General features: G+C 60.3%; 27 protein-coding genes. 12 read left to right on the top strand and 15 right to left on the bottom strand.

What is annotated here, in order from left to right; genetic code table 11:
• The first annotated feature begins 86 nt into the window (after positions 1-86).
• The 3 genes from trpC to glp are packed head-to-tail and all read left to right on the top strand — an operon-like array spanning position 87 to position 2,636.
• Positions 87-899: an indole-3-glycerol phosphate synthase TrpC gene (trpC, locus tag BLW50_RS05345; RefSeq protein ID WP_090698530.1), complete on the top strand. Its 813-nt coding sequence runs from the start codon at positions 87-89 to the stop codon at positions 897-899.
• Complete coding sequence (gene moaC, locus BLW50_RS05340) at positions 896-1,375, top strand: cyclic pyranopterin monophosphate synthase MoaC (protein WP_090698526.1); 480 nt, start codon at positions 896-898, stop codon at positions 1,373-1,375. Before trpC ends, moaC begins: the two co-directional genes overlap by 4 nt.
• Before the next feature lie 16 nt (positions 1,376-1,391).
• On the top strand, positions 1,392-2,636 hold the full coding sequence (gene glp / locus BLW50_RS05335; RefSeq protein WP_090708742.1) for a molybdopterin molybdotransferase MoeA: 1,245 nt from the start codon (positions 1,392-1,394) through the stop codon (positions 2,634-2,636).
• A gap of 10 nt (positions 2,637-2,646) precedes the next feature.
• On the opposite strand, the gene BLW50_RS05330 is transcribed toward glp, so the two are convergent.
• Positions 2,647-3,849, bottom strand: a complete 1,203-nt coding sequence (locus BLW50_RS05330; protein ID WP_280141451.1) for a LysR family transcriptional regulator — start codon at positions 3,847-3,849, stop codon at positions 2,647-2,649.
• 151 nt (positions 3,850-4,000) lie between these two features.
• Between BLW50_RS05330 and BLW50_RS05325 the strand changes: the two genes are divergently transcribed.
• From BLW50_RS05325 to BLW50_RS05310, 4 genes are read left to right on the top strand one after another with little or no spacing between them, the layout of a single operon-like run.
• Positions 4,001-5,044, top strand: coding sequence for a type 2 periplasmic-binding domain-containing protein (locus BLW50_RS05325; protein ID WP_090698518.1), 1,044 nt, complete (start codon positions 4,001-4,003; stop codon positions 5,042-5,044).
• 31 nt (positions 5,045-5,075) lie between these two features.
• On the top strand, positions 5,076-6,107 hold the full coding sequence (locus tag BLW50_RS05320) for an alpha/beta hydrolase (RefSeq protein WP_090698514.1): 1,032 nt from the start codon (positions 5,076-5,078) through the stop codon (positions 6,105-6,107).
• 11 nt (positions 6,108-6,118) lie between these two features.
• Entirely contained in the window at positions 6,119-6,919 is an 801-nt protein-coding gene (locus BLW50_RS05315) for an amidohydrolase family protein (RefSeq protein ID WP_090708740.1), read from the top strand.
• A gap of 20 nt (positions 6,920-6,939) precedes the next feature.
• On the top strand, positions 6,940-7,935 hold the full coding sequence (locus BLW50_RS05310; RefSeq protein WP_090698509.1) for an alpha/beta fold hydrolase: 996 nt from the start codon (positions 6,940-6,942) through the stop codon (positions 7,933-7,935).
• A gap of 132 nt (positions 7,936-8,067) precedes the next feature.
• Here BLW50_RS05310 and BLW50_RS05305 read toward each other — a convergent pair whose 3' ends face one another.
• The 9 genes from BLW50_RS05305 to BLW50_RS05270 form a co-directional block, all read right to left on the bottom strand.
• Entirely contained in the window at positions 8,068-8,484 is a 417-nt protein-coding gene (locus BLW50_RS05305) for a DUF1236 domain-containing protein (RefSeq protein WP_090708737.1), read from the bottom strand.
• Positions 8,485-8,586: 102 nt separating this feature from the next.
• On the bottom strand, positions 8,587-8,808 hold the full coding sequence (locus BLW50_RS05300) for a hypothetical protein (protein ID WP_139267477.1): 222 nt from the start codon (positions 8,806-8,808) through the stop codon (positions 8,587-8,589).
• A 255-nt stretch (positions 8,809-9,063) separates the two neighbouring features.
• Positions 9,064-10,050, bottom strand: a complete 987-nt coding sequence (locus BLW50_RS05295) for a non-homologous end joining protein Ku (protein ID WP_090698503.1) — start codon at positions 10,048-10,050, stop codon at positions 9,064-9,066.
• 217 nt (positions 10,051-10,267) lie between these two features.
• The gene (locus tag BLW50_RS05290; protein WP_090698499.1) at positions 10,268-12,136 is read right to left on the bottom strand and encodes a ferrous iron transporter B; all 1,869 of its coding nucleotides are present in this window, start codon (positions 12,134-12,136) and stop codon (positions 10,268-10,270) included.
• A 3-nt stretch (positions 12,137-12,139) separates the two neighbouring features.
• On the bottom strand, positions 12,140-12,430 hold the full coding sequence (locus BLW50_RS05285) for a FeoA family protein (RefSeq protein ID WP_090708734.1): 291 nt from the start codon (positions 12,428-12,430) through the stop codon (positions 12,140-12,142).
• A 199-nt stretch (positions 12,431-12,629) separates the two neighbouring features.
• The gene (locus BLW50_RS30610; RefSeq protein ID WP_170849998.1) at positions 12,630-12,794 is read right to left on the bottom strand and encodes a hypothetical protein; all 165 of its coding nucleotides are present in this window, start codon (positions 12,792-12,794) and stop codon (positions 12,630-12,632) included.
• 63 nt (positions 12,795-12,857) lie between these two features.
• Positions 12,858-13,370, bottom strand: a complete 513-nt coding sequence (locus BLW50_RS05280; RefSeq protein ID WP_090698497.1) for a cupin domain-containing protein — start codon at positions 13,368-13,370, stop codon at positions 12,858-12,860.
• Positions 13,371-13,416: 46 nt separating this feature from the next.
• A complete protein-coding gene (locus BLW50_RS05275; RefSeq protein WP_170849997.1) occupies positions 13,417-14,394 on the bottom strand; it encodes an ABC transporter substrate-binding protein in 978 nt (325 codons plus the stop codon).
• A gap of 26 nt (positions 14,395-14,420) precedes the next feature.
• The gene (locus tag BLW50_RS05270; protein ID WP_090698492.1) at positions 14,421-15,740 is read right to left on the bottom strand and encodes a M24 family metallopeptidase; all 1,320 of its coding nucleotides are present in this window, start codon (positions 15,738-15,740) and stop codon (positions 14,421-14,423) included.
• Positions 15,741-15,846: 106 nt separating this feature from the next.
• On the opposite strand from BLW50_RS05270, the gene BLW50_RS05265 reads away from it, so the two are divergent.
• Complete coding sequence (locus BLW50_RS05265) at positions 15,847-16,713, top strand: IclR family transcriptional regulator domain-containing protein (protein ID WP_090698489.1); 867 nt, start codon at positions 15,847-15,849, stop codon at positions 16,711-16,713.
• A gap of 141 nt (positions 16,714-16,854) precedes the next feature.
• On the opposite strand, the gene BLW50_RS05260 is transcribed toward BLW50_RS05265, so the two are convergent.
• The 3 genes from BLW50_RS05260 to BLW50_RS05250 form a co-directional block, all read right to left on the bottom strand.
• Positions 16,855-17,247, bottom strand: coding sequence for a DoxX family protein (locus tag BLW50_RS05260; RefSeq protein ID WP_090698487.1), 393 nt, complete (start codon positions 17,245-17,247; stop codon positions 16,855-16,857).
• A gap of 209 nt (positions 17,248-17,456) precedes the next feature.
• On the bottom strand, positions 17,457-18,431 hold the full coding sequence (locus BLW50_RS05255) for a Bug family tripartite tricarboxylate transporter substrate binding protein (RefSeq protein WP_090698484.1): 975 nt from the start codon (positions 18,429-18,431) through the stop codon (positions 17,457-17,459).
• 134 nt (positions 18,432-18,565) lie between these two features.
• Positions 18,566-19,534: a Bug family tripartite tricarboxylate transporter substrate binding protein gene (locus tag BLW50_RS05250; RefSeq protein ID WP_090698481.1), complete on the bottom strand. Its 969-nt coding sequence runs from the start codon at positions 19,532-19,534 to the stop codon at positions 18,566-18,568.
• A gap of 174 nt (positions 19,535-19,708) precedes the next feature.
• Here BLW50_RS05250 and queF point away from each other — a divergent pair, with 174 nt between their 5' ends.
• Positions 19,709-20,200 (top strand): preQ(1) synthase, encoded by a 492-nt coding sequence (gene queF / locus BLW50_RS05245; protein ID WP_090698477.1) that lies wholly within the window; start codon positions 19,709-19,711, stop codon positions 20,198-20,200.
• A 144-nt stretch (positions 20,201-20,344) separates the two neighbouring features.
• Positions 20,345-22,111 (top strand): serine aminopeptidase domain-containing protein, encoded by a 1,767-nt coding sequence (locus BLW50_RS05240; RefSeq protein ID WP_090698474.1) that lies wholly within the window; start codon positions 20,345-20,347, stop codon positions 22,109-22,111.
• A gap of 161 nt (positions 22,112-22,272) precedes the next feature.
• Here BLW50_RS05240 and BLW50_RS05235 read toward each other — a convergent pair whose 3' ends face one another.
• Positions 22,273-22,497, bottom strand: coding sequence for a hypothetical protein (locus BLW50_RS05235; protein WP_090698471.1), 225 nt, complete (start codon positions 22,495-22,497; stop codon positions 22,273-22,275).
• Between the two features lie 38 nt (positions 22,498-22,535).
• Between BLW50_RS05235 and BLW50_RS05230 the strand changes: the two genes are divergently transcribed.
• Together BLW50_RS05230 and BLW50_RS05225 are read left to right on the top strand one after the other, a co-directional pair.
• A complete protein-coding gene (locus tag BLW50_RS05230) occupies positions 22,536-22,724 on the top strand; it encodes a hypothetical protein (protein ID WP_090698467.1) in 189 nt (62 codons plus the stop codon).
• Positions 22,725-22,789: 65 nt separating this feature from the next.
• Complete coding sequence (locus BLW50_RS05225; RefSeq protein WP_090698464.1) at positions 22,790-23,251, top strand: RidA family protein; 462 nt, start codon at positions 22,790-22,792, stop codon at positions 23,249-23,251.
• Between the two features lie 6 nt (positions 23,252-23,257).
• Here the strand turns inward: BLW50_RS05225 and kdsA are convergent, their stop codons facing one another.
• Positions 23,258-24,100: a 3-deoxy-8-phosphooctulonate synthase gene (gene kdsA / locus BLW50_RS05220; protein ID WP_090708731.1), complete on the bottom strand. Its 843-nt coding sequence runs from the start codon at positions 24,098-24,100 to the stop codon at positions 23,258-23,260.
• Positions 24,101-24,260 lie beyond the last annotated feature (160 nt).

The following is a 24,260-nucleotide window of genomic DNA, read 5'->3' as shown; positions in this document are numbered from 1 at the left end:
GGGATCTTTGTTTTGACGCGTCTTTTTGGCGTTTGACGGCTTTGTCAAACTGCAAGACGCTGGTGCGGAGCAGAAAGCGATCCGAAATGTCAGATATTCTGCGTAAGATCGAAGCCTATAAGCGCCGCGAAATCGCCGAAGCGAAGGTGCGCATGCCCCTGCCCGCGCTGGAGCGGATCATCGGCCAGCGCTCGCCGACGCGCGGCTTCGTCCATGCGCTCGAGACGAAGATCAATGCCGGCGGTTTTGGCCTGATCGCCGAAGTCAAAAAGGCAAGCCCGTCGAAGGGCCTCATCCGTCCCGATTTCGATCCGCCCAAGCTCGCCCAGGCCTATGAGCACGGCGGCGCCGCCTGTCTGTCGGTGTTGACCGACGAGCCCTCCTTCCAGGGCAAGCCCGAATTCCTGACCAGCGCGCGCGACGCCACTCTGCTGCCGGCCTTGCGCAAGGATTTTCTCTACGACGTCTATCAAGTCTATGAGGCCCGCGCCTGGGGCGCCGATTGCATTCTCATCATCATGGCCAGCGTCGACGACGAGACCGCCCTTGCGCTCAACAAGGCCGCCCATGATCTGCATCTCGACGTGTTGGTCGAGATCCACAATGAAGAGGAGCTGGCCCGCGCCCTGCCGCTGGAGACGCGCCTCATCGGCATCAACAATCGCGACTTGCACAGCTTCAAGACCACGCTCGAGATCAGCGAAAAGCTGGCGCCGCTCGTGCCGAAGGACCGCATCATCGTCGGCGAGAGCGGCATCGGCTCGCATGAGGATTGCAAGCGCCTGAGCCTCGCCGGCATCGACGCCTTCCTGGTCGGCGAAAGCCTGATGCGCCACACCGATGTGAGCAAGGCCACCCACACCCTGCTGCATGGCGAGACCGTGCGAACCAAGGCATGAGCAAGCTCACGCATATCGCGGCCTCCGGCGAGGCGCATATGGTCGATGTATCGGCCAAGGCGTCGACGGATCGCATCGCGATCGCCGAAGGCCGCGTCGTGATGAAGCCGGAAACCCTGGCGCTGGTGATCGCCGGCGATGCCAAGAAAGGCGATGTGCTGGGCACGGCGCGGATCGCCGGCATCATGGCGGCCAAGCGTACCCACGAGCTGATCCCGCTCTGCCATCCGTTGAATCTCTCGAGCATCAAAGTCGATCTGACGGCCGACGAAAGCCTGCCTGGCGTGCGCGTGCGCGCCACCGCCAAAGTCAGCGGCCAGACCGGCGTCGAGATGGAGGCGCTGACCGCCGTCAGCGTCGCCTGCCTCACCGTCTATGATATGGTGAAAGCGGTCGATCGCTTCATGCGCATCGAAGGCATCGGCATGGTCGAGAAATCCGGCGGCAAATCCGGCGATTGGAAACACGAGGCGTAAAGTGGCGAAAGAACCGATGCTGTCGGTCGACGAGGCTCTGAAGCGCTTGTTGGCAAGTGCTGAACGGCCGCGCCTCAGCGACACGGTTGCCCTGGCGCAGGCCCATGGCCGCAGGCTCGCCCATCCCCTCGCCGCCCGCCGCACCCAGCCGCCCGCCAATCTGTCCGCCATGGATGGCTATGCGGTGCGCGCCGCCGATATCGCCACCCTTCCCGCAAAGCTGAAACTGATCGGCACCAGCGCCGCCGGCCACGGCTTCAACGGCGCCATCAGCCCCGGCGAGACCGTGCGCATTTTCACCGGCGCGCGCGTGCCGCAAGGCGCCGACACAATCCTCATCCAGGAAGACGCTGAGGTCGATGGCGACATCATCACCGCGAAATTCAGCGAACCGCTCGGCCGCCATGTGCGCGGCGCCGGTCTCGACTTTAAAGAAGGCGATGTGCTGCTCGAAGCCGGCCGGCTGATGGGCCCCGCCGAACTGGCGCTGGCGGCGGCGATGAACCATGCCACGGTCGATGTGGTGCGCAAGCCGCTCGTCGCCATTCTCGCCACCGGCGATGAACTGCTGCCGCCGGGCAGCTCACCCGGCCCCGACGAGATCATCGCCTCCAACAATTTCGCTGTCGGCGCCTATCTGCGCCAGGCCGGCGCCGAAGTGCTCGATCTCGGCATCGCCGGCGACAATTTCGCAGCGCTGGAAACCGCGATCCGCCGCGCCCGCGATGCCAAGGCCGATGTCCTCGTCACGCTGGGCGGCGCCTCGGTTGGCGACCATGACCTGGTGCAATCGGCGCTGAAGCGCGAAGGCATGGAACTCGGCTTCTGGCGCATCGCCATGCGCCCCGGCAAGCCGTTCATGCACGGCCGCATCGACGACATGCTGATCGCCGGCCTGCCCGGCAATCCGGTGTCGGCCATTGTCTGCTGCGTGTTGTTCGTGCTGCCGATGATCCGCGCGCTGTGCGGCGACAGCGCCGCCGGCCGCGATCCCACCATCGCCGCCGTGCTCGGCGAGGATGTGCCGGCCAATGATGTGCGCCAGGACTATCTGCGCGCGCGCCTGCAGCACGACAGCGACGGCCTGCCTGTCGCCACGGCGTTCAAGCGCCAGGACTCCTCCATGCTCGGCATCCTCGCCGAAGCGCAGGGCCTGATCGTGCGCCAGCCGCACGCGCCCAAAGCGCAGAAGGGCGATCCCTGCCGCGTCGTGCCGCTCGATCAATACGGCTTCGGCCGCGCCAGCATTCTGGCGACCTAGCTCGGGGCTCCTAAGAAGCCCGCGCGCGCACAACCTTCGTCAACACGTCCATGAAATGCTGCTGGAATGGCGTCGGCAACCACGACGCCCGGCTTGTCAGGCCGACATAACGCGGCGCGTGCGGCACCGGCAAAGTGTCGAGCGCCTGAAGATCGGCGGACTCATCGGATTCGATATGCCAGCGCGACAGCACCGCCAGACGATCGCTTGAGCGCACCATGGCGACAACCGTTGGCAGCCAATTGCTATAGACTTGGGAGAGCGGCGAAAGCTTCCAGCGTTGCACAAGCGCGTCCAGCACCTCGCGACGCAACCCTTCCGTCGGGAATATGAAGTCAAATTTTTCTAGATCTTTCGCTTTGATCCGCTTCAAGCGAGCAAGGGGATGGCCGCGCCGACAGACGACGATATAGGGATCCTTTTGCAACGGCGCCTCGACAAGGTCGGAGAACGGCGGTGGTGCCCGCAAGGCGCCGAAAATGACATCGATGGACCCGTCGCGAAGCCGCAGCACCAAATCCTCATAGGCCCCTTCGACGATCTCCACCGTTTGCCGAGGTGTAGAGCGAAGCGCTTCGTCGAGCGCCTCAGTCAAGATGAGCCGTGGCGACAACACCAGCGCACCGATGCGCAGGTTCCGCGCCCCTGTTGGCCCGCGACCGATCTCCTCCAGCGCCGATCCAATCTCCTGTCCCGCCAACACCAGGTGCCGCGCCAACTCGCGCCCAGCATCCGTGAAGAGAACCCGACCACCCAGCGAACGGACGAGCTTGATGGACAGGAGTTTCTCCAACTCCCGAATGGGCCGCAGCAGGGATTGCTGCGATACGCCAAGCGATCGGCTCGCCGAGGCGCCGTCGCCTTCATGCCAGAGCGCCAGGATGGCGTTGTACTGCGTGCCACCAATCCGCGACACGACGGCCTGTCTACGCCGCAGAGAGATCCCTTCCCCCAACAGGTTTTCAACGGCCTCCGCGATCTTCTGCAGACAGCGTTCGGTACGCTTGGCGAAAAGGTCCCCGATCGTGGTCAGCGCTGTTCCCGTCGTCCCACGAACCACCAATCGGATCCCGAGATCGGCTTCGAGCTGATTGATCAGATAGGTCATCGCCGGCTGGCTGATGCGCAGAGCCTCAGCCGCCATGACGAGCGATCCCGATAGGGCCACTTCATGAAGAGCGCGCAAACGCCGAAGATCAGGAATTCGCTCCACGTGATGGCTCGCTACAAAATTTATGGCGTATTTTTTATATCGAAAGTATTGGTTTTGATAAGCGTTGCAACGAATATTGGCGCACTCTTGCTTCCTACGGTCGAATATCAATAGCCAAAATTATAGGCCGATAGGCGCTAGGGAGATCGCAATGGGGCTGCTCGTCGGTACAATCCGAACCGCACTCGGCTATGGCTTGGTCTCGGCGCTCGCGGCCGCGCCTGCCTTCGCCCAGCCGGCAAGCCAGTTCTTTCAAGGCAAAACGATCACCATCGCCGTGGGCGCAGCAGCCGGCGGTGGGCTCGACACCTATGCGCGTCTCCTGGCGCGCCATCTCACCTCGCGTATCCCTGGCGCTTCGAACGTCGTCGTCTCGAACATGCCCGGAGCCGGCGGCCAGATCGTGGCCAGGCATCTGATGTTCCGCGCGCCCAAAGACGGCACCACGATCGGCACCTTCTTTCCCAGCGTTCTCATCGATGCCCTGCTGGCGCCTGGCGCCAATGCTTTGGACGCCAGCAAGTTCAGCTTCATCGGTAACGCCAAGGTGGAAGCCTCGGTCTGCATGCTGCGCAATGATGCCAGCGTGAAGAAGATTGAAGATCTGCTGACCCAGGACATCACCATCGGCGGAACGACGCGCGGCAGTCAGGTCGTGGATTTTCCCACCGTCGAGCGCAATCTGCTCGGCGTGAAATTCAAGCTCATTCCCGGCTATCAAGGCACGCGCGAAGTCGGCGGCGCCATCGAAAAGAATGAGGTCCAGGGCATCTGCGGCATCGGCTGGTCGACGCTCAAGGTGCAATACCCCGACCTCCTCACCGGCAACAGCTTTGCCCGCATCTTCGTGCAGGAAGACATGAAGGGCGATCCTGAACTGAATGCCGCCGGCGTGCCCCTGATGCCCGCCCTCGCCAAGACCGACATCCAACGCCAGGTTCTCACCATTCTCTACGCGCAGAACGATCTCAGCCGTCCCTATGTTGCGCCGCCTGAAGTTCCCGCCGACCGGCTGGAGATTCTGCAGAAGGCTTTCCTCGATGCACTCGCCAGCAGCGAGTTGAAAGCCGACGCCGACAAGATGCGGATTGATGTTTCCGGCCTGTCGGGAATGGACATGCGCGCTTATGTCCAGCGCCTCTATGCCGCGCCGCCCGAAGTCTTGAAAGCCCTGGGCAGCGCCTTCGGCCAATAGCCTATCCGTCAGACTGAGAGGGAGCCCTAACATGAAACTCCGCAACGCATTCTTGGCTACGCTCCTGTGTCTGACAGGAACAGCTTCCTACGCCGCCGATCCGATCGCTTTACGCGACATGGGCTCCTTCCATGTCGGCGGCCGCATCGCCGAACTGTCCGGCCTCCCCGTACAGGACATCGTGCGCGTTCCCGGCGGCCCGACCTCCAAGCTCGATCCCAACGGCCGTTATCAGGTCGAGCAGATGTATGTGCAATATTTCCTGGTGCAGAACCGCAAAGGCAAATGGCCGCTGCTGATGTGGCATGGCGGCGGCCTGACCGGTGTGACCTATGAGACAACGCCCGATGGCCGCGAGGGCTGGCGCGACATGTTCATCCGCAAGGGATGGGACGTCTATGTCAGCGATGCCATGGAACGCGGCCGCTCCAGCTTCGCCTCCCCCGACATCTGGAAGTCCCAGCCCCTCTTCCTAACCCAGACCGATCCGTGGGAGCGCTTCCGCATCGGCCCCGGCGCCGGCTCCTTCGATGCCGATCCGGCCAAGCGCAAACTCCTGCCCGGCAATCAGTTCCCGATCGAAGCCTTCGACGCTTTCACCAAACAGATCGTGCCGCGCTGGCTGTCGACCGACGATGCGGTTTTGACCGCCTATATCGCGCTCATCGACAAAGTCTGCCCCTGCGTTCTCCTGACCCACAGCCAGGGCGGCGTGTTCGGCTTTAAGGCGGCGGAAGCCCGTCCCGACAAGATCAAGGGGATCGTCTCCGTCGAGGCGGCGAGCGCCGGCAATCTCGACAAGGCACCACTCCTGAAATCAATCCCGATCCTCGGTGTCTTCGGTGACTATATCGAGCAGGATTCGCGCTGGGTCGCCTATCGCAAAAGCGACTTCGCCTATTTCGATGCGGTCAAGGCCGCCGGCGGCAGCGTCGATATTATCGATCTCCCCCAAATCGGCATCAAGGGCAATTCCCACATGATGATGATGGATAAGAACAATCGCGAGATTGCCGACAAGATCTCGAAATGGCTCATCAGCAAAGAACTGGCCGATCCATAATGAAATCCGCCATGCCGGCTGCACAGCCCTTCATCGATTGCCACGCGCACGTCTACACCAGATCGATGCCGACAAGCGCCACCGCCTGGCATATTCCACCAGCCGATGCGCCGATCGATGATTATATCGCGACGCTTGATCGCCACGGCGTGCATTTCGCCGTGCTTGCCGCCGCGAGCATTTATGGCGATTACAACGATTATCAGCTTGAGGCTGTCCGCCGCTACAAGCGCCTGCGCACCACGGTAATCGTTTCGCCCGACATCGATCTCTACGCCATGCGGCGGATGAAGGAGGATGGCGTCGTCGGCGTCCGCTTCCAGTTCCGCAACGTCGAAACGCCGCCCGACCTGACGAGCTATGAATACCGTCGGCTGATGCGCCGCATCGCCGATCTCGACTGGCACGTTCAGCTGCACGACGAAGGCGTGCGCCTGCCCGATCACATCGCCAAGATTACAGCGTCCGGCGCCAAACTTGTCATCGATCATTTCGGCCGGCCGACGCGCGGTCAGGGCGTCAATTCGGCAGGCTTCCAGGCTGTCCTACGCGCCCTCGACAACGGCAACACCTGGGTCAAAGCTTCCGCCGCATTCCGGATCGAACCATCGGAGGATTGCCCCGTGTTCGCCGCCACCTTGTTGAAACACGTCGGGCCCGAGCGCCTGCTCTGGGGCAGCGATTGGCCCTTCGCCGCCTTCGAGGACAAGGTGACCTATGCCCAAACCCTCGAACGCTATGCGGCCAATTTTCCCGATGAAGCGGTGCGACGGGCGATGGACCTGACCGCCCTCAAACTCTTCTTCAACTGATCTCCAAACGAGGGAATAAAGTGACGCGTATCGTTCGTCGGGACATCACGGTAAAGACAATCGACCAGGTCACGATCGCGGTTCGCGAAGTCCGTGGTGACGAAACCTCGACCCAGGGCACGCCGATCCTTCTGATGCATGGCACGCGTGTGCCCGGGATCAGCGAGTTCGACCTTCCGGTCGAAAATGGCTCGGTGGCCGAGACCCTGGCGCTTTCAGGGCACGACAGCTTCATTCCCGATGCGCGCGGCTTTGGCCGTTCCGATCGCCCCGCCGCCATGTCACAGCCGCCAGGCGCTTCACGGCCACTGGCACGCTGCCTTGAAATCACCCGCGACGTTGACGCTACAGTGGACGCGATGCGCGAAACCTGCGGGGTCGACAAAGTCGCTTTGCTGGGCTGGGGTGTCGGCGCGACGCTCATCCTTATGTACGCGGCGCTTTGGCCGGAGAAGGTCAGCCATCTCGTTCTCTATAACCCGCTCTATGGCGGCGCTTCCGAACATGCGCGTTATCGCGGCGCGCAACTGGCCGATCCCAACAACCCTCTGCGCTTCAATGTCGAGAAGTTCGGCGGCTATAATTTCAACACGCTCGATCATCTGCTTGAGAAATGGGACACGTCGATCCCTCTCGCCAACAAGGATGAATGGCGCGATCCTGCTGTCGCCAAGGCTTTCGTCCAAGCTCTCAGCGATGGTGATCCAACCACCTTGAGCCGCGATCCCCCGACCTTCCGCAGCCCAAATGGCATGCTCGAAGACAGTTTCTATATTGGCATCGGCGAGAAACTCGTCCATGCCAACCAAGTGTCCTGCAAGGTCCTCATCGTCCGAGGGGAGCTGGACTATTTTTCCCGCGTCGAAGATGTCGACGAACTGCAACGTGATCTCGTCAACGCAGAGCAGGTGCGCCGATGGGAGCCAAAGAATGCGACACACTACGTGTTGCTCGATCGCCCGGAACGGGGGCGAGACGCAACTTTATCGCAGATCGTCGATTTTCTACGGAGCTAGAGCGTTTGCAGTAAACGCCACAAAGACGCATTAAAACAAAAGTCCGCGACGAAATTACGTTTTCTGCCGACACGCAATTTTCTCGTGGTGGACAGGTCACCCTGTCCACCCTCACGTCAAACCTATCGCTGATTAGTCGATGATCTGGACGATCCGGCGTGTCGCAGGATCAACCAGAACGATATGATTGTTCACCACCGTATAGCGATAAGTGCTCGGACCATATTCGGGCGGTACGTCGTAATATTGGAGGCCTTCGGACGGCAGAACAACACCATCGCGAAGCTCCTCGCGATAGACATAAGACGGTCGTCTTTGCGTCACGACATATTCGTGGAAACGCGGCCGTTGATCGCCACCGATCAATCCGGCGACGCCACCTGTGACGCCTCCGACGACGCCGCCAACAACACCGCCGACTGGGCCAGCCGCTCTATTACCTTCACGTGCGCCACTTTCAGCTCCGCCAACGACACCTTGCGCGTGAGCGAGAACAGGAAATGCAAGCACTGCAACGATAGCCGTTGCCATCAGGTGTTTGTTTCTCATGATCGTTCTCTCATGTTGCCGCAGATATGACATCTGCGGATGAGCGCCCCGGCATCAAGCTAACGTCACCTGCGAAGATGGGTTCCGCATTGTTTTATTCGATTATGTTGCAGCGGGCGGCGGCGGTTCCACAGGCACCGGCTGCGGATCTGTATCCGGCGTGCGGCGTCCGGGCTGAATGCGATCGGGATCCGTCAACGGTTTCTCGATCGGCGTTGGAACCGGCGTCATCGGCGGCACCTCCTGCGGCGGCGGCTCGGGTTCCGTGATCGGCGGTTGCGGGTGGTCTGGTTCGGTCGGCGGCATGCCGTTCACAAACATCATGTACATCTCTCATCGGTTGATACTTACTGTTCAAACCGATGGGGATGCGATGAGTTCCGTCAGGGAGAGAGAACACCTCAGTGTCATTCCAACACGCCCAAAGCGTGAGCGGAATCCAGGGCAACGGCGTCTATGTCCCGCGTCTCTCTTTGATGGAACATCACGGATTTTTTATGGCCCTGCCATGCGCTCTGGATCCCGCTCGCTTGCTCCGCAGGCGTCGGGGATGACACTGAGATTTGAGGCCGTGATTGCTCAGCTCGCCTTGCGCCGCGTCGCGGCTGGCTTGCCGGAAGCCTTCTTCGGCTCCGCCACGCTTTCAGCCGCCACCTTGCCTTTGCCGCTGCCCGTGATCGGCAGCAGCAGTTCGCGCTGGCCTGGAATGGCCTTGCTGCGCTTGCCGGCTTTCTTCGTTTCCGTCTTCGCGGGCTTCGCCGCCTCGACCTTCGCGGCGGGGGCACTCTGGCCGATGCTACGCCGCAACGCCTGCATCAGATCAACGACATTGCTTGGCGCCGCCGCGGGCCGATCTTTCGGCACTGGCGCGCCGGCCTGTTTCTTCTTCAGCATTTCAACGACGGCTTCTTCATACTCGTCGCGAAATTCCTTCGGATTGAAATCGCCTGTCTTCGACGCCACGATGTGCTGCGCCAGATCGAGCATCTCCTTCTTGATCTTGATATCGGAGATATCGTCGAAATATTCGTCGGCGTTGCGGATCTCATAATCGTAGCGCAGGGTCTCGCCCAAAATGCCCTTGCCCCACGGCTGCAGCATGATGACCCGCTCGCGCTTGGCCAGGACAACGCGACCAAGCGCCACCATATCCTTGACGCGCATCGCCTCGCGGATGACTGCGAAAGCCTCCTGCCCCACTTTGTCATTGGGCACGATGTAATAAGGACTCTCGAGGTAACGCTCGTCGATCTGGGAACGCGGCACGAAACGATCGACGCCGATCATATGGCTGCTCTCGATGGCAATCGCATCAAGCTCTTCGTCTTCAACCTGGAGATAGACGCCCTTGGCATATTCATAGCCACGGCCCTTGTCCTCGGCGCCGACAGGCTTCTGTGTCACTTCGTCGATGAGTTGTTGGCGCAGCCGATTGCCGGTCTGCTTATTGATTTGCCGGAACCCGACGCGCTCCGATGAGGACGCCGCCGTGTAAAGCGAAATCGGGCACGAAACGAGCGAGAGCTGAAGATAGCCCTTCCAATAGGGACGTGCGGGTGCAGCCACGACGAACTCCTACGCAACGCAGACACGATCAGTGGTCTCAAAGGTAGATCGTTAAGCTGAGCCAATCAACCTTAAGGGATCGTGAGCGCGGCCGACCGGGAAGCCGCCAGCGGCCGCTCCAGGCGCCGAAATGGCCCAATTCGGCCCGTTTCCTGCCGGATACGGTTATCAAACCGTAAGAATTCATGCCAAAAGCGGGGCGTTTTAACGCCTCTAGTCAGCCTGCGCCGAGGGACTTGGCGACATTATAGACGAGCAAGCTCGCCGCATAAGCCAGCACGAGCATGTAAAGGAAGGTGATCACCATCCATTTCCAGCTCCCGGTTTCGCGGCGAATAACCGCCAGGGTCGAGGCGCATTGCGGCGCGAAAATGTACCAGGCAAGCAAGGACAGCGCCGTCGCCAGGCTCCACTGGGTCGCCAGGACCTGGCCGATCTGCTCCGCCGCTTCCTTGCCGCCCTCGATCGCGTAAACGGTGCCGAGCGCGGCAACCGCCACTTCGCGCGCCGCCATGCCCGGGATCAGCGCCACGGCGATCTGCCAGTTGAAGCCAATCGGCGTCAGCAGCGGTTCGATCGCCTTGCCGATCATCGCCGCCAAGCTGTAGTCGATCGCCGGTTCCGTCGCGCCGACTGGCGGCTGCGGGAACGAGGCCAGGAACCAGATCAGCACCATCATGGCGAAGATCGTCGTACCGGCGCGCTGCAGGAAGGCCTTCGCCCGCGTATACACGCCGATCAAGATGCTGCGCAGGCGCGGCATCTTATAGTCGGGCAGTTCCAGCATGAAAGGCGCCGGCGCATAGTCGCGCAGCATGAAGAACTTGATCAGAAACGACACGCAGAGCGCGCTAGCGATGCCCGCCGCATAAAGGCCAAACATCACCAGCCCCTGCAAATTGACCCATCCCCCGATCATCTTCTGCGGAATGAATGCCGAGATGATCAATGTGTAGACGGGAATGCGGGCTGAACAGGTCATCAGCGGCGCGATCAGAATGGTGGTCAGCCGATCGCGGCGATTGTCGATCACCCGCGTCGCCATGATGCCGGGAATGGCGCAGGCAAAACTCGACAGCAGCGGAATGAACGCGCGGCCATGCAACCCGGCGCCGCCCATGATGCGATCCATCAGAAAGGCCGCGCGCGACATATAGCCGAAGTCTTCCAAGAGCAGGATGAACAGGAAGATGATGATGATCTGCGGCAGAAACACGATGACGCTGCCAACGCCCGAGATCACACCATTCTGCAAGAAGCTCTGCAGCAACCCGGCCGGCAATGTGTCGTGAATGAACTGCCCTACCCAATCGAAGCTCGACGACAGCAATTGCATCAAAGGCTGCGCCCAGGCGAACACCGCCTGAAACATGACGAAGAGGATCAGGGCCAGGATCAGCAGGCCAGCGACCGGATGCAGCACGACCGCATCGATCCGCGCGGTCCATGTGTCGGGGCGCGCCGGCAGGCTGATCGTCTCGGCGATGATGCGATCGGCGTCGCGTTGCAGCCCGCGCAATTGCGCCACCGTCAACGGTTCCCAGGAGCTTGCGTGGCCCGCCGCGGCCTGGATCAAAAGATCGTCGGTCAACCGTAACAGATCCGCGGTGCCGCCCTTGCGGATCGCGATCGATGTGACGACGGGCACGCCGAGCCGCTCCGCCAGCAGCGGCACGTTCACGCTCACGCCCCGGCGCGTCGCGATGTCGAACATGTTCAACACCAGCGCCAACGGCCGGCCGGCGCTCTTGAGTTCCAGCAGCAGGCGGATCGTCAGCCGCAGATTGGTTGAATCGGCGACGCACAGCACCAGGTCCGGCAGGGACTCGCCGCTGACACGGCCAAGCACGAAGTCGCGAGTAATTTCCTCATCAGGGCTGCGGCCGCGCAGCGAATAGGTGCCAGGCAGATCAACCAGCGAAACCTGGCGGCCCTTCGGGGTGACGAACGAGCCTTCCTTACGCTCGACGGTGACGCCCGGATAATTGGCGACCTTCTGCCGGCTGCCGGTCAGCGCATTGAACAAAGACGTCTTGCCGCTGTTCGGCGTGCCCACCAGGGCAAGATGCATCTGAGGGGGTTCCATGGCTCACAGTCCAGTCAGATCAGAAACGATAATGGCCATGGCTTCGCGCCGGCGCACGGCGATCGTGACGTTGTCGACACGCACCGCGATCGGATCGCGTCCAACGATCCCTTCGTGCAAAATCTCAACCCTGGCGCCCTCGACGAAACCCAGTTCGAGCAACCGGCTTTCGAGCTCAAGGTCCGAGAGCGCCGAACTGACGCCCGCCGTGTCCAGGTGTTGAATAATGCCGCGATAGCCGCGCCGGGCCTGCCCCAACGGCATGTGCTGACGCGTATCGATCTCTTCGCCCATAGTCATCATATCGGCCGCAGCAGCGCCGGGATGTCGGCGCCGAATGCGCCGTGATAGCGCCGCCACCGCCCATCAGCAAGCGCCACAAAGGCCGTCGGCAGCACCCGCACAGACAATTGATATTAAATCTGCTTCTAGATTATACGCGTTCTAATCTAGGCGCTGTAGCGAGCCCGTCCGCACGCTGCATTGGGTGCTCTCACGGCGGCGGCCTCCGCGACAGCCCCGCCACCTTCTCGATCGTCATGCCGGCAGCCTCCGGCGAGATTTCGCTTGTATCAATGGTGACGTCTACATCCAGCATCACGGCCATGGAGGCGCTGAAATCGGCCTTGAGCTGACGGAAAAATTCGGGAGATCGCAATTTGCCGAATTCGGCTCGACGCGACGACCGCTGCTCGGTTCATGATCTATCGTTGCCGCGACGCTACTCAACGGGGGACTGATTACCGGTGATCGGTCGGCCTATGCCGAGCGGATTGGCATCAAGCAGAACAAATGCAACGCGCGCCCATTGATCTGTCTTGTTGATCCAAGAATGATTGGTTCCTCTCTGCACAAGCACGTCTCCTGCTTTAAGAGAAATACACGTGTTATCCAGTTGCATCTCAACGTCTCCGGAGAGGACCAGCACATAGTCGAGCGTCTCGGTGCGATGCATGGGACCAATGGAATATGGCGCGAAATCAATCACCGCGAAGCGAGATCCATTGGGAGGCGGAGCAGTGGCCAACCGGCGCGCGCCCGCATCCTCGATGCTTGTCCCCATCCGAATATCCGCTGGCGTTCGGTCCGTACTCCAAACCAGGCGAGAGACGGTACCCCCTTCAAACAGGCGCGCATTTTGGGCATCGTCATCGAGAATGACGATCGCGGTACCGCCCGCATCATGGCCGGTAACAACACGATGAAGGTTCGGTGCGACTTCCGGGGAACTCATGGACAGATCCAAATAGCCAAATTGATTGGCGGTTATGAGAGCAACGTCAGTTTGGCAGGTAGCTCGTGTCGATCATCGAATTAATGTCGACCTTCTGATCCATGAACCCAAGCTTGAACATCCAATCCTGCATCTTCTCCCAGTCGGCTGGTGACGGTCGTGCGTCTGGAACGGGCTCGAGGTTGGCCATACCGATAAAGACCGACGCTGGGATCTCAACCATCTTGCTCGCCAGCAGCGCCTTCCGAGCTTTCCCCGTATTGGCGATGTAGTATTTCGTGGACGCGACAAAGTCGCTCAAAAACGAGCGGATTACCCTGTCATGTGATTTTAGAAATTCGGGCTGGAAGAAAATGTTGAACTCTTCGGCAAGCCCAAGCGTGTTGATGGAATTAAACAAAACCTTCACGCCGCCACCAGCGATCGCGTTCGCATAGAAGGGCTGCACGAAGGCGCCAATACTAATCTTTTGATCTCGCAGTGCCTGCTCCATCACTTGCGTGGGGACGACAACCAAACGAACATCGCGATCAGGATTGAGGCCAATTTTGCTCAGCTCGGCGCGCGCGATCAGCTCGAAAGTATTGCGCAGGCCAGGAATTCCTATGACCTTGCCCTTGAGATCTTTCGCCGAATTTATACCGCCTTCGGTTAAACTCAGAAACGATGTCGAATAGGTTCTGTTGCTCTCTTTCGAGATAGCGGCAACCGTGGTCGTCCGAATACCTTTTAAGGCCGATAGCATGAGCGTTGAGAAGCTGGTTGTTCCGCCGTCGATCTGCCCAGCGACATAAGCCTGAAAGCGAATGTCACCGGCACGGAAAGGCGTGATATCCAAGAGATAGTCTTTCCCTTGCCCCGGCGTGAGATCCGGCCGGGCTTTCATGAGACACATAACCTCCTCAACGCAGCTTGGACCGACACCCAGCCGAAGCCTCAATGGCTCTTGCGCCATCGCTGGCGCAAGATTGAAAGCAAGAACAAACGCAAGCAGATAGCTGGCTATGTCACGATAAAACGTCATGATCCCCTCCCACGAACAGATCGCCTTCAACAGGCGATCTGAGCCATCTCGATTGGCGTTCCGATCAGGCATTCCGCCTGCTTTTCCCTCACCACCATGAAATCGGAGAGCATGCAGCCCACATCGGGCTTCCATCGTGAATTGTGCAGGTCGATATTGTTGCCAAAGCACATGCCCTCTTCGAGAACCAGGTCTCCGATGCCGTGACCGTTCATGGTGTCGTAGCCATAGCCCTCCTTGTAGACCACGGTCGGAAATTCCGGCGATGCCGTTCCCATGGCGTGGAAACCAAGCTCGACGAAGTCGATCCCCGCACGCTCGACAGGCCGCCGGATCATTTCTACGGCTTCCCGTATTGTTCTGCCGGCAACGAGTGCTTGCTTGCTCGCTTCAAGGCACTCGACGGACACTTTCCAGATATCGAGCAGCTCCGGCGGCGCTTTTTCTCCGAGATAGACCGTATATTCCGTGTGGCAACGATAGCCGCCATACTTCGTGTGCCATTCGGCGATGATGAGATCGCCTTTCGCCAACGGCCGCGTTGTCGGAGATAGGGGCTGTTCACACCCGTGCAGCAGATGCCACAACTCCATATCGGAATGTTCGACCGGCCCCGACGCGAGGAAATTGAAAATGTTCGGATCGCCACCGTTGGCGATCTGCGTATGGATCATCGCCGCATAAACTTCGGCCTCCGTTCGGCCTGGGCGCGCCGCATCGATCATCGCATCGATCGTTTTGCGCGCGATTTTCCCGGCCTTGCGAAGTTGTCCTATCTCCTCTTCGCTCTTCACCATTCGCATTTCTTGCGTCAGCCAATTGGCATCGATGAAGGCGGCATTCGGCAGCAGCTTCTGGAGCGTCAGAGCATCCTGGTGAAGCAGTGTCGGCGTCGTCTGAATTGTCGACGAGAAACTGACAAGGCCGATGCGGGCCTTGTCGAGGCCCTGCTCCTGCAGCTGCGCTGCAACGGCGGCCACGCCACCATTGCAGCGGAAATCATCCACCCAATCCTGCAGCGACAAATACATATGTGTCGGCCGCAAATTGTGGGGAATGCCGTTCCAGACAATCGGTTTGCCAGAAAGCGGAAACAGCGCTTGAGCGCCGCTCTGCGAGTCGACTTGGAACATGTAGCGCATGTTGGCCATGCCAGCGCCCCAGAAGATGTCGTTGCCGAAGAACACCAGCGCATCGAGGCCCGCCATCAACATGCGCTTACGCGCCTTGTCCCATCGACGATCTCGCTCCTTGAGGCTAAGCCCAGGAAAATATTGCTTTAAAACCGGAGTCGCGCGGGCCCCGGACGGAATTGGCTGCTTGGCAGATGGAAAGAGCTGATTCATTTGTTCGCATACCGTACATTTGTTCGTATAACGCACGCGACAATATTCATCGGCTCTGCGTCGGTGTCAATATTCGTCCCCTTCAATGTTCGGATCGGATTGATTAGTGAAACAGCCAATCAACGCTCACACCCCGCCAAAACACTTTAAGCTGGACAGCATGAACGCCCCAGAATCCAAAGCCCCAGAACGAGAGTTACTGGGAACGCTCGCCAACGGCTTGGCTGTCATCAAGACCTTCGCGGATGCGCCATCGGGCATGAGCCTGAGCGACCTGGCGAAAAAAACCGGGCTCACGCGAGCCTCTGCGCGTCGCATTTTAATGACGCTTCAAAACCTCGGCTATGTCGAGGCGCAAGGCCGCATTTTCAAATTGCGGCCCAAGATACTGGAACTGGGGTTTTCCTATCTTTCATCGCAGGGATGGCTCGGCATCGTGCGACCAGAACTTACGGCGTTGGCGGCGGCAACAAAGTTGCCATGCAACGCCGCTGTGCTTGAAGATGATGAGGTCATCTATCTGGATCGTGTCAATTACGATGTCGCCGACCGGATCACGATGACATTCAGCATTGGCCAGCGATTTCCAGCTTTTGTAACTGCACTGGGTCGAACCCTTTTAGGGGGGATGTCTGATCGCCAAATCGACATTCTGCTGGCGAAGCAAACGCTGCCTCCTCTCACGCCTTCCACTCTTACTGACAAAAAGACTTTGGCCAGGCAGATTCAAAAAGATCGCGTACAAGGCTGGTCATTCGTGCGGGACGAGCACGCCACAGGTTTATGTTCGATAGCCGCCCCCCTCATCGATGCGCGAGGAACCACATTCGCGGCGATAGGCGCGGGCTGGCTGACAGGCGCGGAAAATCCCGAACAAGTTCGCGACCGTTTGACGGCTCCCTTGTTGCACGCCGTCGAAACAATAAATCGCGCGCTTGCACAATCTGGCTTCGTAGCCCGTGAAAACGAATGACCGGTTCGCAAATGCAATGGAGCAGGCCATTATAAAAAGGCTTGACCGCTACAAAAGGGCTTGGCCGCGAAGCGAGTATTCAGCCCTCGCCCCGCGCCCATACAAGATAAGAGCCACACGGCTCTCCTCCAGCTCGTGAAATCAAGCGCGCGCTTTTCTCCACGCATCGACACTGAAAGGCCCGGGCCCAGCGGCCACGATGTAGAGAAAGCCGAAACAGAAAAGGATCGCGGCCACACCGCCATTTTGCGAGGGGAAGAAATCCTTTGGCGCATGACCGATGAAATAAGCGCAAGCCATCAGCCCCGACAGGATAAAGGCCGCCGGTCTGCTCAAGTATCCAATCAACAGGAAGAAGCCGACCACCAATTCGAACACGCCGGCGATCCAAGACAGAGATAGGACCTCAGGCCCGCGCGCGGAATAAGGAAATCCGAGTATTTTCTGAGTGCCATAACTGAAGAGAACAAGCGCAAAGACAATGCGCAAAACACTCAGCAAATACGGGCTGATTGCATTCAGATTACCAAACATTCCATCTCCAAATTGCAAAAGTCACGACCATAATCCCGATGTACGATTTTCATTTCCACGGCAAATAAACCCGAAACAAATTGCTGTGATGGAAGATTGTAAATCATCCAAACTGCGCGATGTTGCGATCAGACCTCGGGACCTCACTTGAACAAAAAACCCGCCGGAAAATCCGGCGGGCCAAAATTTTAAAAGAACCGTTGCTCAGATCACATCGGCACGATGTTCGCGGCCTTGACGATCGGCGCCCACTTCTCGATGTCGGAGAGGAGACGTGCATTCGCTTCCTTCGCCGTGTCGTGATGCGGCACCGCACCGACTGACTCAAGAAACTTCGCCGTCTCAGGCGTTTTGGCTATCTGCAGCAGCCAGCCGGAGAATTTGTCGATGATCGGCTGCGGCGTGCCCTTGGGGAAGTAAGCAGCCCACCACGGCGACAGATCGAAATCCTTCAAGCCGGCTTCCTGCATGGTCTGCACACCGGGGAACGAGTCGCTGCGCTGCCCCGTGGTCACGGCCAAACACTTCAGGCGACCGGAGCGCACTTGCGCCGCAGCATAGGTGCCGTCCATCACCATGAAGTCGAGCGTGCCGTTGACAACGTCAGGCAAGGCATCCGGCGCCGTGCGATAGGACACCGGCTCGGCCTTGGTGCCCGTCGTCGACTTATAGAGCTCGGCGCAGAGAATGCCCATCTGGTTGGTGTAGCCATATTTGGCCCGGTCGGTCGTCTTCAGGAAAGCCGTCAGATCGGCGATCGAATTGAGCTTCGAGTCCGCCGCCACAACGACGACAAACACGATCTGCGCGAAGGTGCCGGCCGGCACGAAATCCTGCACCGTGTCGAAGGGCAGCGATTTGAACATATAGCGCGAGCCGGCCATGTTCGAATTGGCCGAGAACAGGATCGAATAGCCATCGGGCTTCGCCTTGGCGACAAGACCAAGAGCGATATTGCTGTTGGCGCCCGGCCGGTTTTCGACAACGATCGTCTTGCCGGTCAGCTCGGTCAGCTTGTTGGTGAAATAGCGGCCGAGAATGTCGGCGCCGCTGCCGGCCGGAAAGCCGATGTAAATATGCATGGGCTGCGCCGGATAGTTCTCAGCTTGAGCGAACGCCCCGCCCGGCACCGTCAGCGACAGAGCGCCAGCGCCAAGCCCCTTGACCACGTCCCTACGATCCATTTCTTTTCTCCCGTTGCGTCCGGCACGGCTGACGCCGCCCGGCGAATGCGGCCATTAAGCAGAGGGTCGTATCCCGCGCAAGCGTATCTTCCCCTGAAAACAAGGCTCTGACGCGGTTTTGACCGCCAATTTGGCTATTGTGGGGTCAATCCGGCGGCCGCGGCCAATTTGTCCCAGCGCGCCCGGTCGGCATCAAGCTTGGCAAGGACATATTTGGCATCGCCGACCACCGGCATCGCCACCATGTCACCAAGAAATTTGACCGTTTCGGGCATTTTACAGATGCGTTGGACCAATTCGCCCAGCTTGGCATTGGCTTCCTGCGGCGAGCCCTTGGGCAGCCACACGGCCCACCAGGGGCTGAAAAAGAAATCCGGCACGCCCTCTTCCTGCATGGTCGGCACGTCGGGCAGCACATTGATGCGCTTCTCCATGGTGGCGCCAAGAATGCGCAGACGCCCCGCCTTGAGCTGGCCGGCGGCATAGGTGCCATCCATGATCATGTAATCGAGAGTGGCGCTTTCCAGGTCGCCCACCGCATCGGCCGTGGTGCGGTAGGAAATGGCTTCGGCCTGCACGCCAGCGAAGGCTTTCAGGGCGAAGCCCGCGACCATCGCCGCTGGGTTGGTGTAGCCATAGCGGTTCTGCTGTTTCGATTTCAGCAGCGCCAGCAGCTCTTTCACGTTGCTGGCCTTGGACTTGGTGCCGACGACCAGCACGAACGGTGTCTCGACCAGGCCGCACACGCAATCGAGATCGGTGCGATAATCGACCGAAAAATCCTTCAGGAGATGTTTGCCGCCGGCGATCAGCGTATTGCCGGTGAAGAGGATGTTGGCGCCGTCGGGCTTCGTCTTGGCCGCGACATTGATGGCGATCGAACCGACCGCGCCCGGCCGGTTTTCCATCACCACGGTCTGGCCGCTGAGTTCCTGCATTTTCGTCGTGAACCAGCGGCACAGGATATCGGCGCCGCTGCCGGCGGCAAAGCCGATATAGACGTGCAGTGGTTTGTCCGGCCAGCCTTGCGCGAAAGCCGGTAGACCGGCGGACGAGAGCGCAGCCGCCCCCGCGCCAACAATCATGTCGCGACGATTGATCAAGATGTCCTCCCCTGAAGCCCCGGGCTTTGACCCTGGTCTTGACCACAGTAGGCCGCAAGTTGGCGCACCCGGCAAGGGCTGCAGGCGTTTCACGCTTTCACGGGCAAAATTGCGTTTCTGTCGCAACGCAATTTGCTCTAATCAGAGGCCAAATTTCTCCTTCTGGTGACGAATATGGCCAAAACCTCGAAAAGCCCGGCTCGAAAGAGTGCCCCCGCCCTGTCCCTCGGCCTGCTCGGCCGACCCGCCACCATGCCCGATCATCCGGATGCCGCGATTCTCGAGCGCGTTCCCAATCCGCAGGCCGGCGAAATCTATGTGACGCGTTTCACCGCGCCGGAATTCACCTCGCTCTGCCCCGTCACCAGCCAGCCAGATTTCGCCCATCTGGTCATCGATTTCGTGCCCGGCAAATGGCTGGTCGAATCCAAATCGCTGAAATTCTATCTCGGCAGCTTCCGCAATCACGGCGCCTTCCATGAGGATTGCACCGTGCGCATAGGCAAAGACATCGCCACGCTCCTTAAACCCCGCTGGCTGCGCATCGGCGGCTATTGGTATCCGCGCGGCGGCATGCCCATCGACGTGTTCTGGCAAACCGGCAAGCTTCCCGCCGGCACCTGGGCGCCCGACCAGGGCGTGCCCACCTACCGCGGCCGTGGCTGATAGCGGCAACGCCCTGGCCACACACAGGGTTCATCGCAACGAACGGATAACCACACCGACGTTTCAAACGATTCCGTTCACGAGCCCCTAACCTCGCCAGCCCCATGCTGGACCAAAGCCGGTAAACGGCGAGGTGGGGGTTCAATGGTTCCGGTCAGCTTCGAGGGGTGCGCGGGTAGTTTTCATCCGGCACGGGGAACACGCGGCGTTGTCATCTGTTCGAGCTTCGGCTTCGAGGAGATCTGCGCCCGCAAATCGCTGGTACTGCTTGCCCATAAGCTGGCTGCGCGCGGCATCAATGTGCTGCGCTTCGATTATTTCGGCACCGGCGATGCCCTCGGCGGGCCCTTGCATCCGCATCAGGTCGAGAGCTGGATCAGTAATATCCGCGCCGCCGCCGCCTGGCTGAAAACCAATGCTGCTGTTTCCGATATCTCGCTGATCGGCCTGCGCCTCGGCGCGCTGCTGGCGGCAAACGCCGCACCGTCCATCGAACAGCTTAGCCAACTGGTGCTGATCGCCCCACCGCTCAGCGGCAAGGCATGGCTGCGCGAAACCCAAGCCTTCTCGGCGATGATCGCGCCACCACTGGGCGAACCTACTGCGCCCTCCGCCACGAGTGAGATCACCCTGGCGGGCTATCGCATGACCAGCGAAACAGCGGCCGCCCTGAAGGCCCTCACCTGGCCGAGCTTCGAGACAGCCTCCACCCCGCTCCTGATCCTGTCGCGTGAACAGACGCAGGAGGCCCAGGCCTTGGCGCAACGCGCTGGCGGACCATCGGATAAAGTCGAAGTCCTGCCGTTCGCCGGCTATGGCGCGATGATGTGCGATCCGACAGCGAGCGAGCCGCCCATCCCGACGTTGACCCTGATCGCCGACCATCTCCCCCATGGCAATGCCCTGCGGGAAAGCGGACCGGCAAACCCGCCTTGCCTACCGCTCGTCGGCGCCGACTTCGTCGAAACGCCCGTGCAGATCGGCGCCGATGGCCACGTCAACGGCATTTTCTGCCGGCCCCCCGGCGGCGAGCAGCGCCGCAACATCATCGTCTTCTTCAATGCCGGCGGCATTCCGCGCAGCGGCTGGGGCCGCATGCATGTCGATCTCGCCCGCAAGCTGGCGCGCTTTGGCACCTCATCGTTGCGCATCGACCTGCCCGGCCTCGCCGACAGCGCCTGGCCCGGCGGCCCCTCAGCGGTCGCTGTCATTTCGCAAGATCTGTCGGCGCGCATTTCAACGATCATCGACTGGCTGAAAGAGCGCGGCTTCGCCGAGATCTCCCTCGCTGGCGCTTGCAGCGGCGCCTATCATGCCTTCCGCACGGCGCTGGCCGATCCCCGCATCGACCGCTTGGTGCTGCTCAATCAAGGTTCCTTCGTATGGAGCGCCACCCATGCGATGAAACTGGCGGCCTGGCAGAAGTCGAAAGCCCGCGAGATGCAGACGAAACTGTCGGCGCTCGACAGCGACGAACAGGCGGCAAGCGACGCGGCCAAACTGATGGCGCGCCTGTTCCCGCTCGCCAAGCGTTTTGCCCGCAGCAGTTTGGACGCCATGATGGCGCTCTCGGCCAGGGCCAATCACGTGCTGGCGCAGCAGAACCCGGTCGAGGCAGCGTTCCACACCATCGCCGGACGCGGCACCAAGATCATGCTGGTCTACAGTGAGAACGATGCCGGCCTCACAGAACTCGAACGGCACATGGGCTTATATCTCGATGGCGACGGCATGGATGCCGACGCCCTGCCCGGCGTCTCCAAACATATTCTGAAGAACGCCGACCACATGCTCACCCAGCCATGGGCGCGCGAAGAATTCGGCGATCTGGTGTGCCGTTTCGTCGATCAGCGCAGCACCGTGCGCACCGAGGCGATGGAACGCGCCTTCCGCGCCGGACGTGTCGCCTGACGCCCACTGTCATTGCGAGCGCAGCGAAGCAACCCAGGGCCAAAGGTAGCGCCATAGACGTAATCAGACCTGCGCCACAGGCATTTCTGACATTCTATCACGCGCTCTGGATTGCCTCGTCGCTGCGTTCCTCGCAATGACGGATGTCACGCATTCGAGTGCTAAACGTTGACGACGATGACCGCGGTCTTCGGATTGTTCAACTCACTAAAGGCGGCGAAACGGCGCGCCTCAGCGGCTTCGCGAAAGGCGAAATAGAGCGTGCCCGCATAGCCGCTTTCAAATGCGCCGCATGTCTTGGCGAAGGATTCCACGTCCTCCAATTTGCTGAACCTGCCGGCAAGATGCACCCGCCAGGTTGCCCCCGCCGCCTGCTGTAACGTCATGGCTAGCTCCCATTAAAGCCTACACACTAAAGTGTAGCATGAGCTACATTTATGCCAGAGTTCAGCCGGCAAGGCAAGCGCGCGATAAGCGCTCGCCTTACGGCCTGCCCTCGCACCCGATCAAAAAACAACAGCACAACCATTTCATCGCGACCTGCGGCTCGATCACCAGCGCTTATGTCCGCGCCCCGGTCCTTCCCTTACCCGCGATGATCATGCTGAACTGATCGCCCGCCTTGAGCGGCGCGCCGGCCGCCCGCAATTGCAAGCCAGTTAAGTTGAGGAAAGAACCATGAGTGCAGAAGCCCGATTGATCGAGCTTGGCATCGTACTACCGGAGGTGCGCACGCCGCTCGCCTCCTATGTGCAGTTTCGTGTCTGCGGCAACATGCTTTATCTCGCCGGCCAGGGACCGCACGATCTCAGCGGCCACCTCACGCTCGGCAAGCTCGGCCAGGATCTTTCGGTCGAGGAAGGCATCGCGGCCGCACGGCTCTGCGGCCTCAACCTGCTCGCCGTGGCGCGACAGGCGCTGGGTTCCCTCGACCGGATCGATCAGGTGGTGAAGATGCTCTGCCTGGTCAATGCGACGCCGGATTTCACGCAACATCCCACCGTCGCCAACGGCATGTCCGATCTCATGGCCAATGTCTTCGGCGAGAGCGGCCGACACGCCCGCTCAGCCATCGGCGTGCCGTCCCTACCGCACGGCATGGCGGTCGAGATCGAAGGGATTTTCTCGATCGTTGGCTGAGTGAGTTTACGACTTCGCCAACTGGTCGAAAGCCATCAGCCGCTTGAGCAGCGCTTCCAGCTCGCCAAGCGGCACCTGGTTCGGTCCATCGGAGAAGGCGTTGGCCGGATCGTCGTGGGTTTCGATGAACACACCGGCGACGCCGACGGCCACCGCCGCCTTGGCCAGCACCGGCACGAACTGGCGTTCGCCGCCAGAGGTCGTGCCTTGCCCGCCGGGCTGCTGCACCGAATGGGTAGCGTCGAAAATCACCGGCGCGCCGGTCTGCTCGGCCATGATCGGCAGCGAACGCATGTCGGACACCAAAGTGTTGTAGCCAAAGCTGGCGCCGCGCTCGGTGACGAGCACGTTCGGATTGCCAGCACCGGTGATCTTGGCGGCGACATTCTTCATGTCCCACGGCGCCAGGAACTGGCCCTTCTTGACGTTCACCGCCCGGCCGGTCTTGGCCGCCGCCAGCAACAGGTCCGTCTGCCGGCACAGGAAAGCCGGGATCTGCAACACATCGACCACCGGCGCGACGATGGCGCATTGCTCGTTCTCATGAACGTCGGTGAGGATGGGAAAGCCGAAGCGCTCCTTGATTTCGGCGAAGATCGGCAAAGCCTCATGGATGCCCATGCCGCGCTTGCTAGTCAGCGAGGTGCGGTTGGCTTTATCGAAGGAGGATTTGTAGACGATGCCGACGCCGAGCCGGTCGGCGATGTCGCGCAGGGCGCCAGCCATGCGCAGCGCATGATCCCGGCTTTCCAGCGCGCAAGGGCCGGCGATGAAGGACAACGGCCGCTGGTTGCCAAAAACCACCGACTTCGCGCCTGTGCCGATCCGTACTTCGCCATTCGCCTGCATGATCACTCCGGTTTTTCAAAGCATTTTCAAGCGAAGCGGAGGCCGGTTCGCGTGAAGAAAATGCGTCAAAAAGAAAATCCAAGGCAAAATCGCGTTTCTCTCGAAACGCGATTTGCTTTGACCGGAGACCTAAGCCGCGGGGCGGCTGACCGCAAGTACG

It is taken from the genome of Beijerinckia sp. 28-YEA-48 (genome assembly GCF_900104955.1).
Classification (GTDB): domain Bacteria; phylum Pseudomonadota; class Alphaproteobacteria; order Rhizobiales; family Beijerinckiaceae; genus Terripilifer.
This window is presented reverse-complemented; position numbering and strand designations above follow the sequence as displayed.

What these genes read in the sequence shown, in the direction of transcription:
- BLW50_RS05240 (WP_090698474.1), top strand. Translation starts at nt 20,345, where the DNA reads ATGGTTCCGGTCAGCTTCGAGGGGTGCGCGGGTAGTTTTCATCCGGCA.
- BLW50_RS05300 (WP_139267477.1), bottom strand. Translation starts at nt 8,808, where the DNA reads ATGATGTTTGTGAACGGCATGCCGCCGACCGAACCAGACCACCCGCAA.
- BLW50_RS05325 (WP_090698518.1), top strand. Translation starts at nt 4,001, where the DNA reads ATGGGGCTGCTCGTCGGTACAATCCGAACCGCACTCGGCTATGGCTTG.
- BLW50_RS05255 (WP_090698484.1), bottom strand. Translation starts at nt 18,431, where the DNA reads ATGGATCGTAGGGACGTGGTCAAGGGGCTTGGCGCTGGCGCTCTGTCG.
- BLW50_RS05260 (WP_090698487.1), bottom strand. Translation starts at nt 17,247, where the DNA reads ATGTTTGGTAATCTGAATGCAATCAGCCCGTATTTGCTGAGTGTTTTG.
- moaC (WP_090698526.1), top strand. Translation starts at nt 896, where the DNA reads ATGAGCAAGCTCACGCATATCGCGGCCTCCGGCGAGGCGCATATGGTC.
- BLW50_RS05320 (WP_090698514.1), top strand. Translation starts at nt 5,076, where the DNA reads ATGAAACTCCGCAACGCATTCTTGGCTACGCTCCTGTGTCTGACAGGA.
- BLW50_RS05280 (WP_090698497.1), bottom strand. Translation starts at nt 13,370, where the DNA reads ATGAGTTCCCCGGAAGTCGCACCGAACCTTCATCGTGTTGTTACCGGC.
- BLW50_RS05305 (WP_090708737.1), bottom strand. Translation starts at nt 8,484, where the DNA reads ATGAGAAACAAACACCTGATGGCAACGGCTATCGTTGCAGTGCTTGCA.
- glp (WP_090708742.1), top strand. Translation starts at nt 1,392, where the DNA reads ATGCTGTCGGTCGACGAGGCTCTGAAGCGCTTGTTGGCAAGTGCTGAA.
- BLW50_RS05230 (WP_090698467.1), top strand. Translation starts at nt 22,536, where the DNA reads ATGAGCTACATTTATGCCAGAGTTCAGCCGGCAAGGCAAGCGCGCGAT.
- BLW50_RS05290 (WP_090698499.1), bottom strand. Translation starts at nt 12,136, where the DNA reads ATGGAACCCCCTCAGATGCATCTTGCCCTGGTGGGCACGCCGAACAGC.
- BLW50_RS05270 (WP_090698492.1), bottom strand. Translation starts at nt 15,740, where the DNA reads ATGAATCAGCTCTTTCCATCTGCCAAGCAGCCAATTCCGTCCGGGGCC.
- BLW50_RS05285 (WP_090708734.1), bottom strand. Translation starts at nt 12,430, where the DNA reads ATGGGCGAAGAGATCGATACGCGTCAGCACATGCCGTTGGGGCAGGCC.
- kdsA (WP_090708731.1), bottom strand. Translation starts at nt 24,100, where the DNA reads ATGCAGGCGAATGGCGAAGTACGGATCGGCACAGGCGCGAAGTCGGTG.
- BLW50_RS05275 (WP_170849997.1), bottom strand. Translation starts at nt 14,394, where the DNA reads ATGACGTTTTATCGTGACATAGCCAGCTATCTGCTTGCGTTTGTTCTT.
- BLW50_RS05315 (WP_090708740.1), top strand. Translation starts at nt 6,119, where the DNA reads ATGCCGGCTGCACAGCCCTTCATCGATTGCCACGCGCACGTCTACACC.
- queF (WP_090698477.1), top strand. Translation starts at nt 19,709, where the DNA reads ATGGCCAAAACCTCGAAAAGCCCGGCTCGAAAGAGTGCCCCCGCCCTG.
- trpC (WP_090698530.1), top strand. Translation starts at nt 87, where the DNA reads ATGTCAGATATTCTGCGTAAGATCGAAGCCTATAAGCGCCGCGAAATC.
- BLW50_RS05225 (WP_090698464.1), top strand. Translation starts at nt 22,790, where the DNA reads ATGAGTGCAGAAGCCCGATTGATCGAGCTTGGCATCGTACTACCGGAG.
- BLW50_RS05235 (WP_090698471.1), bottom strand. Translation starts at nt 22,497, where the DNA reads ATGACGTTACAGCAGGCGGCGGGGGCAACCTGGCGGGTGCATCTTGCC.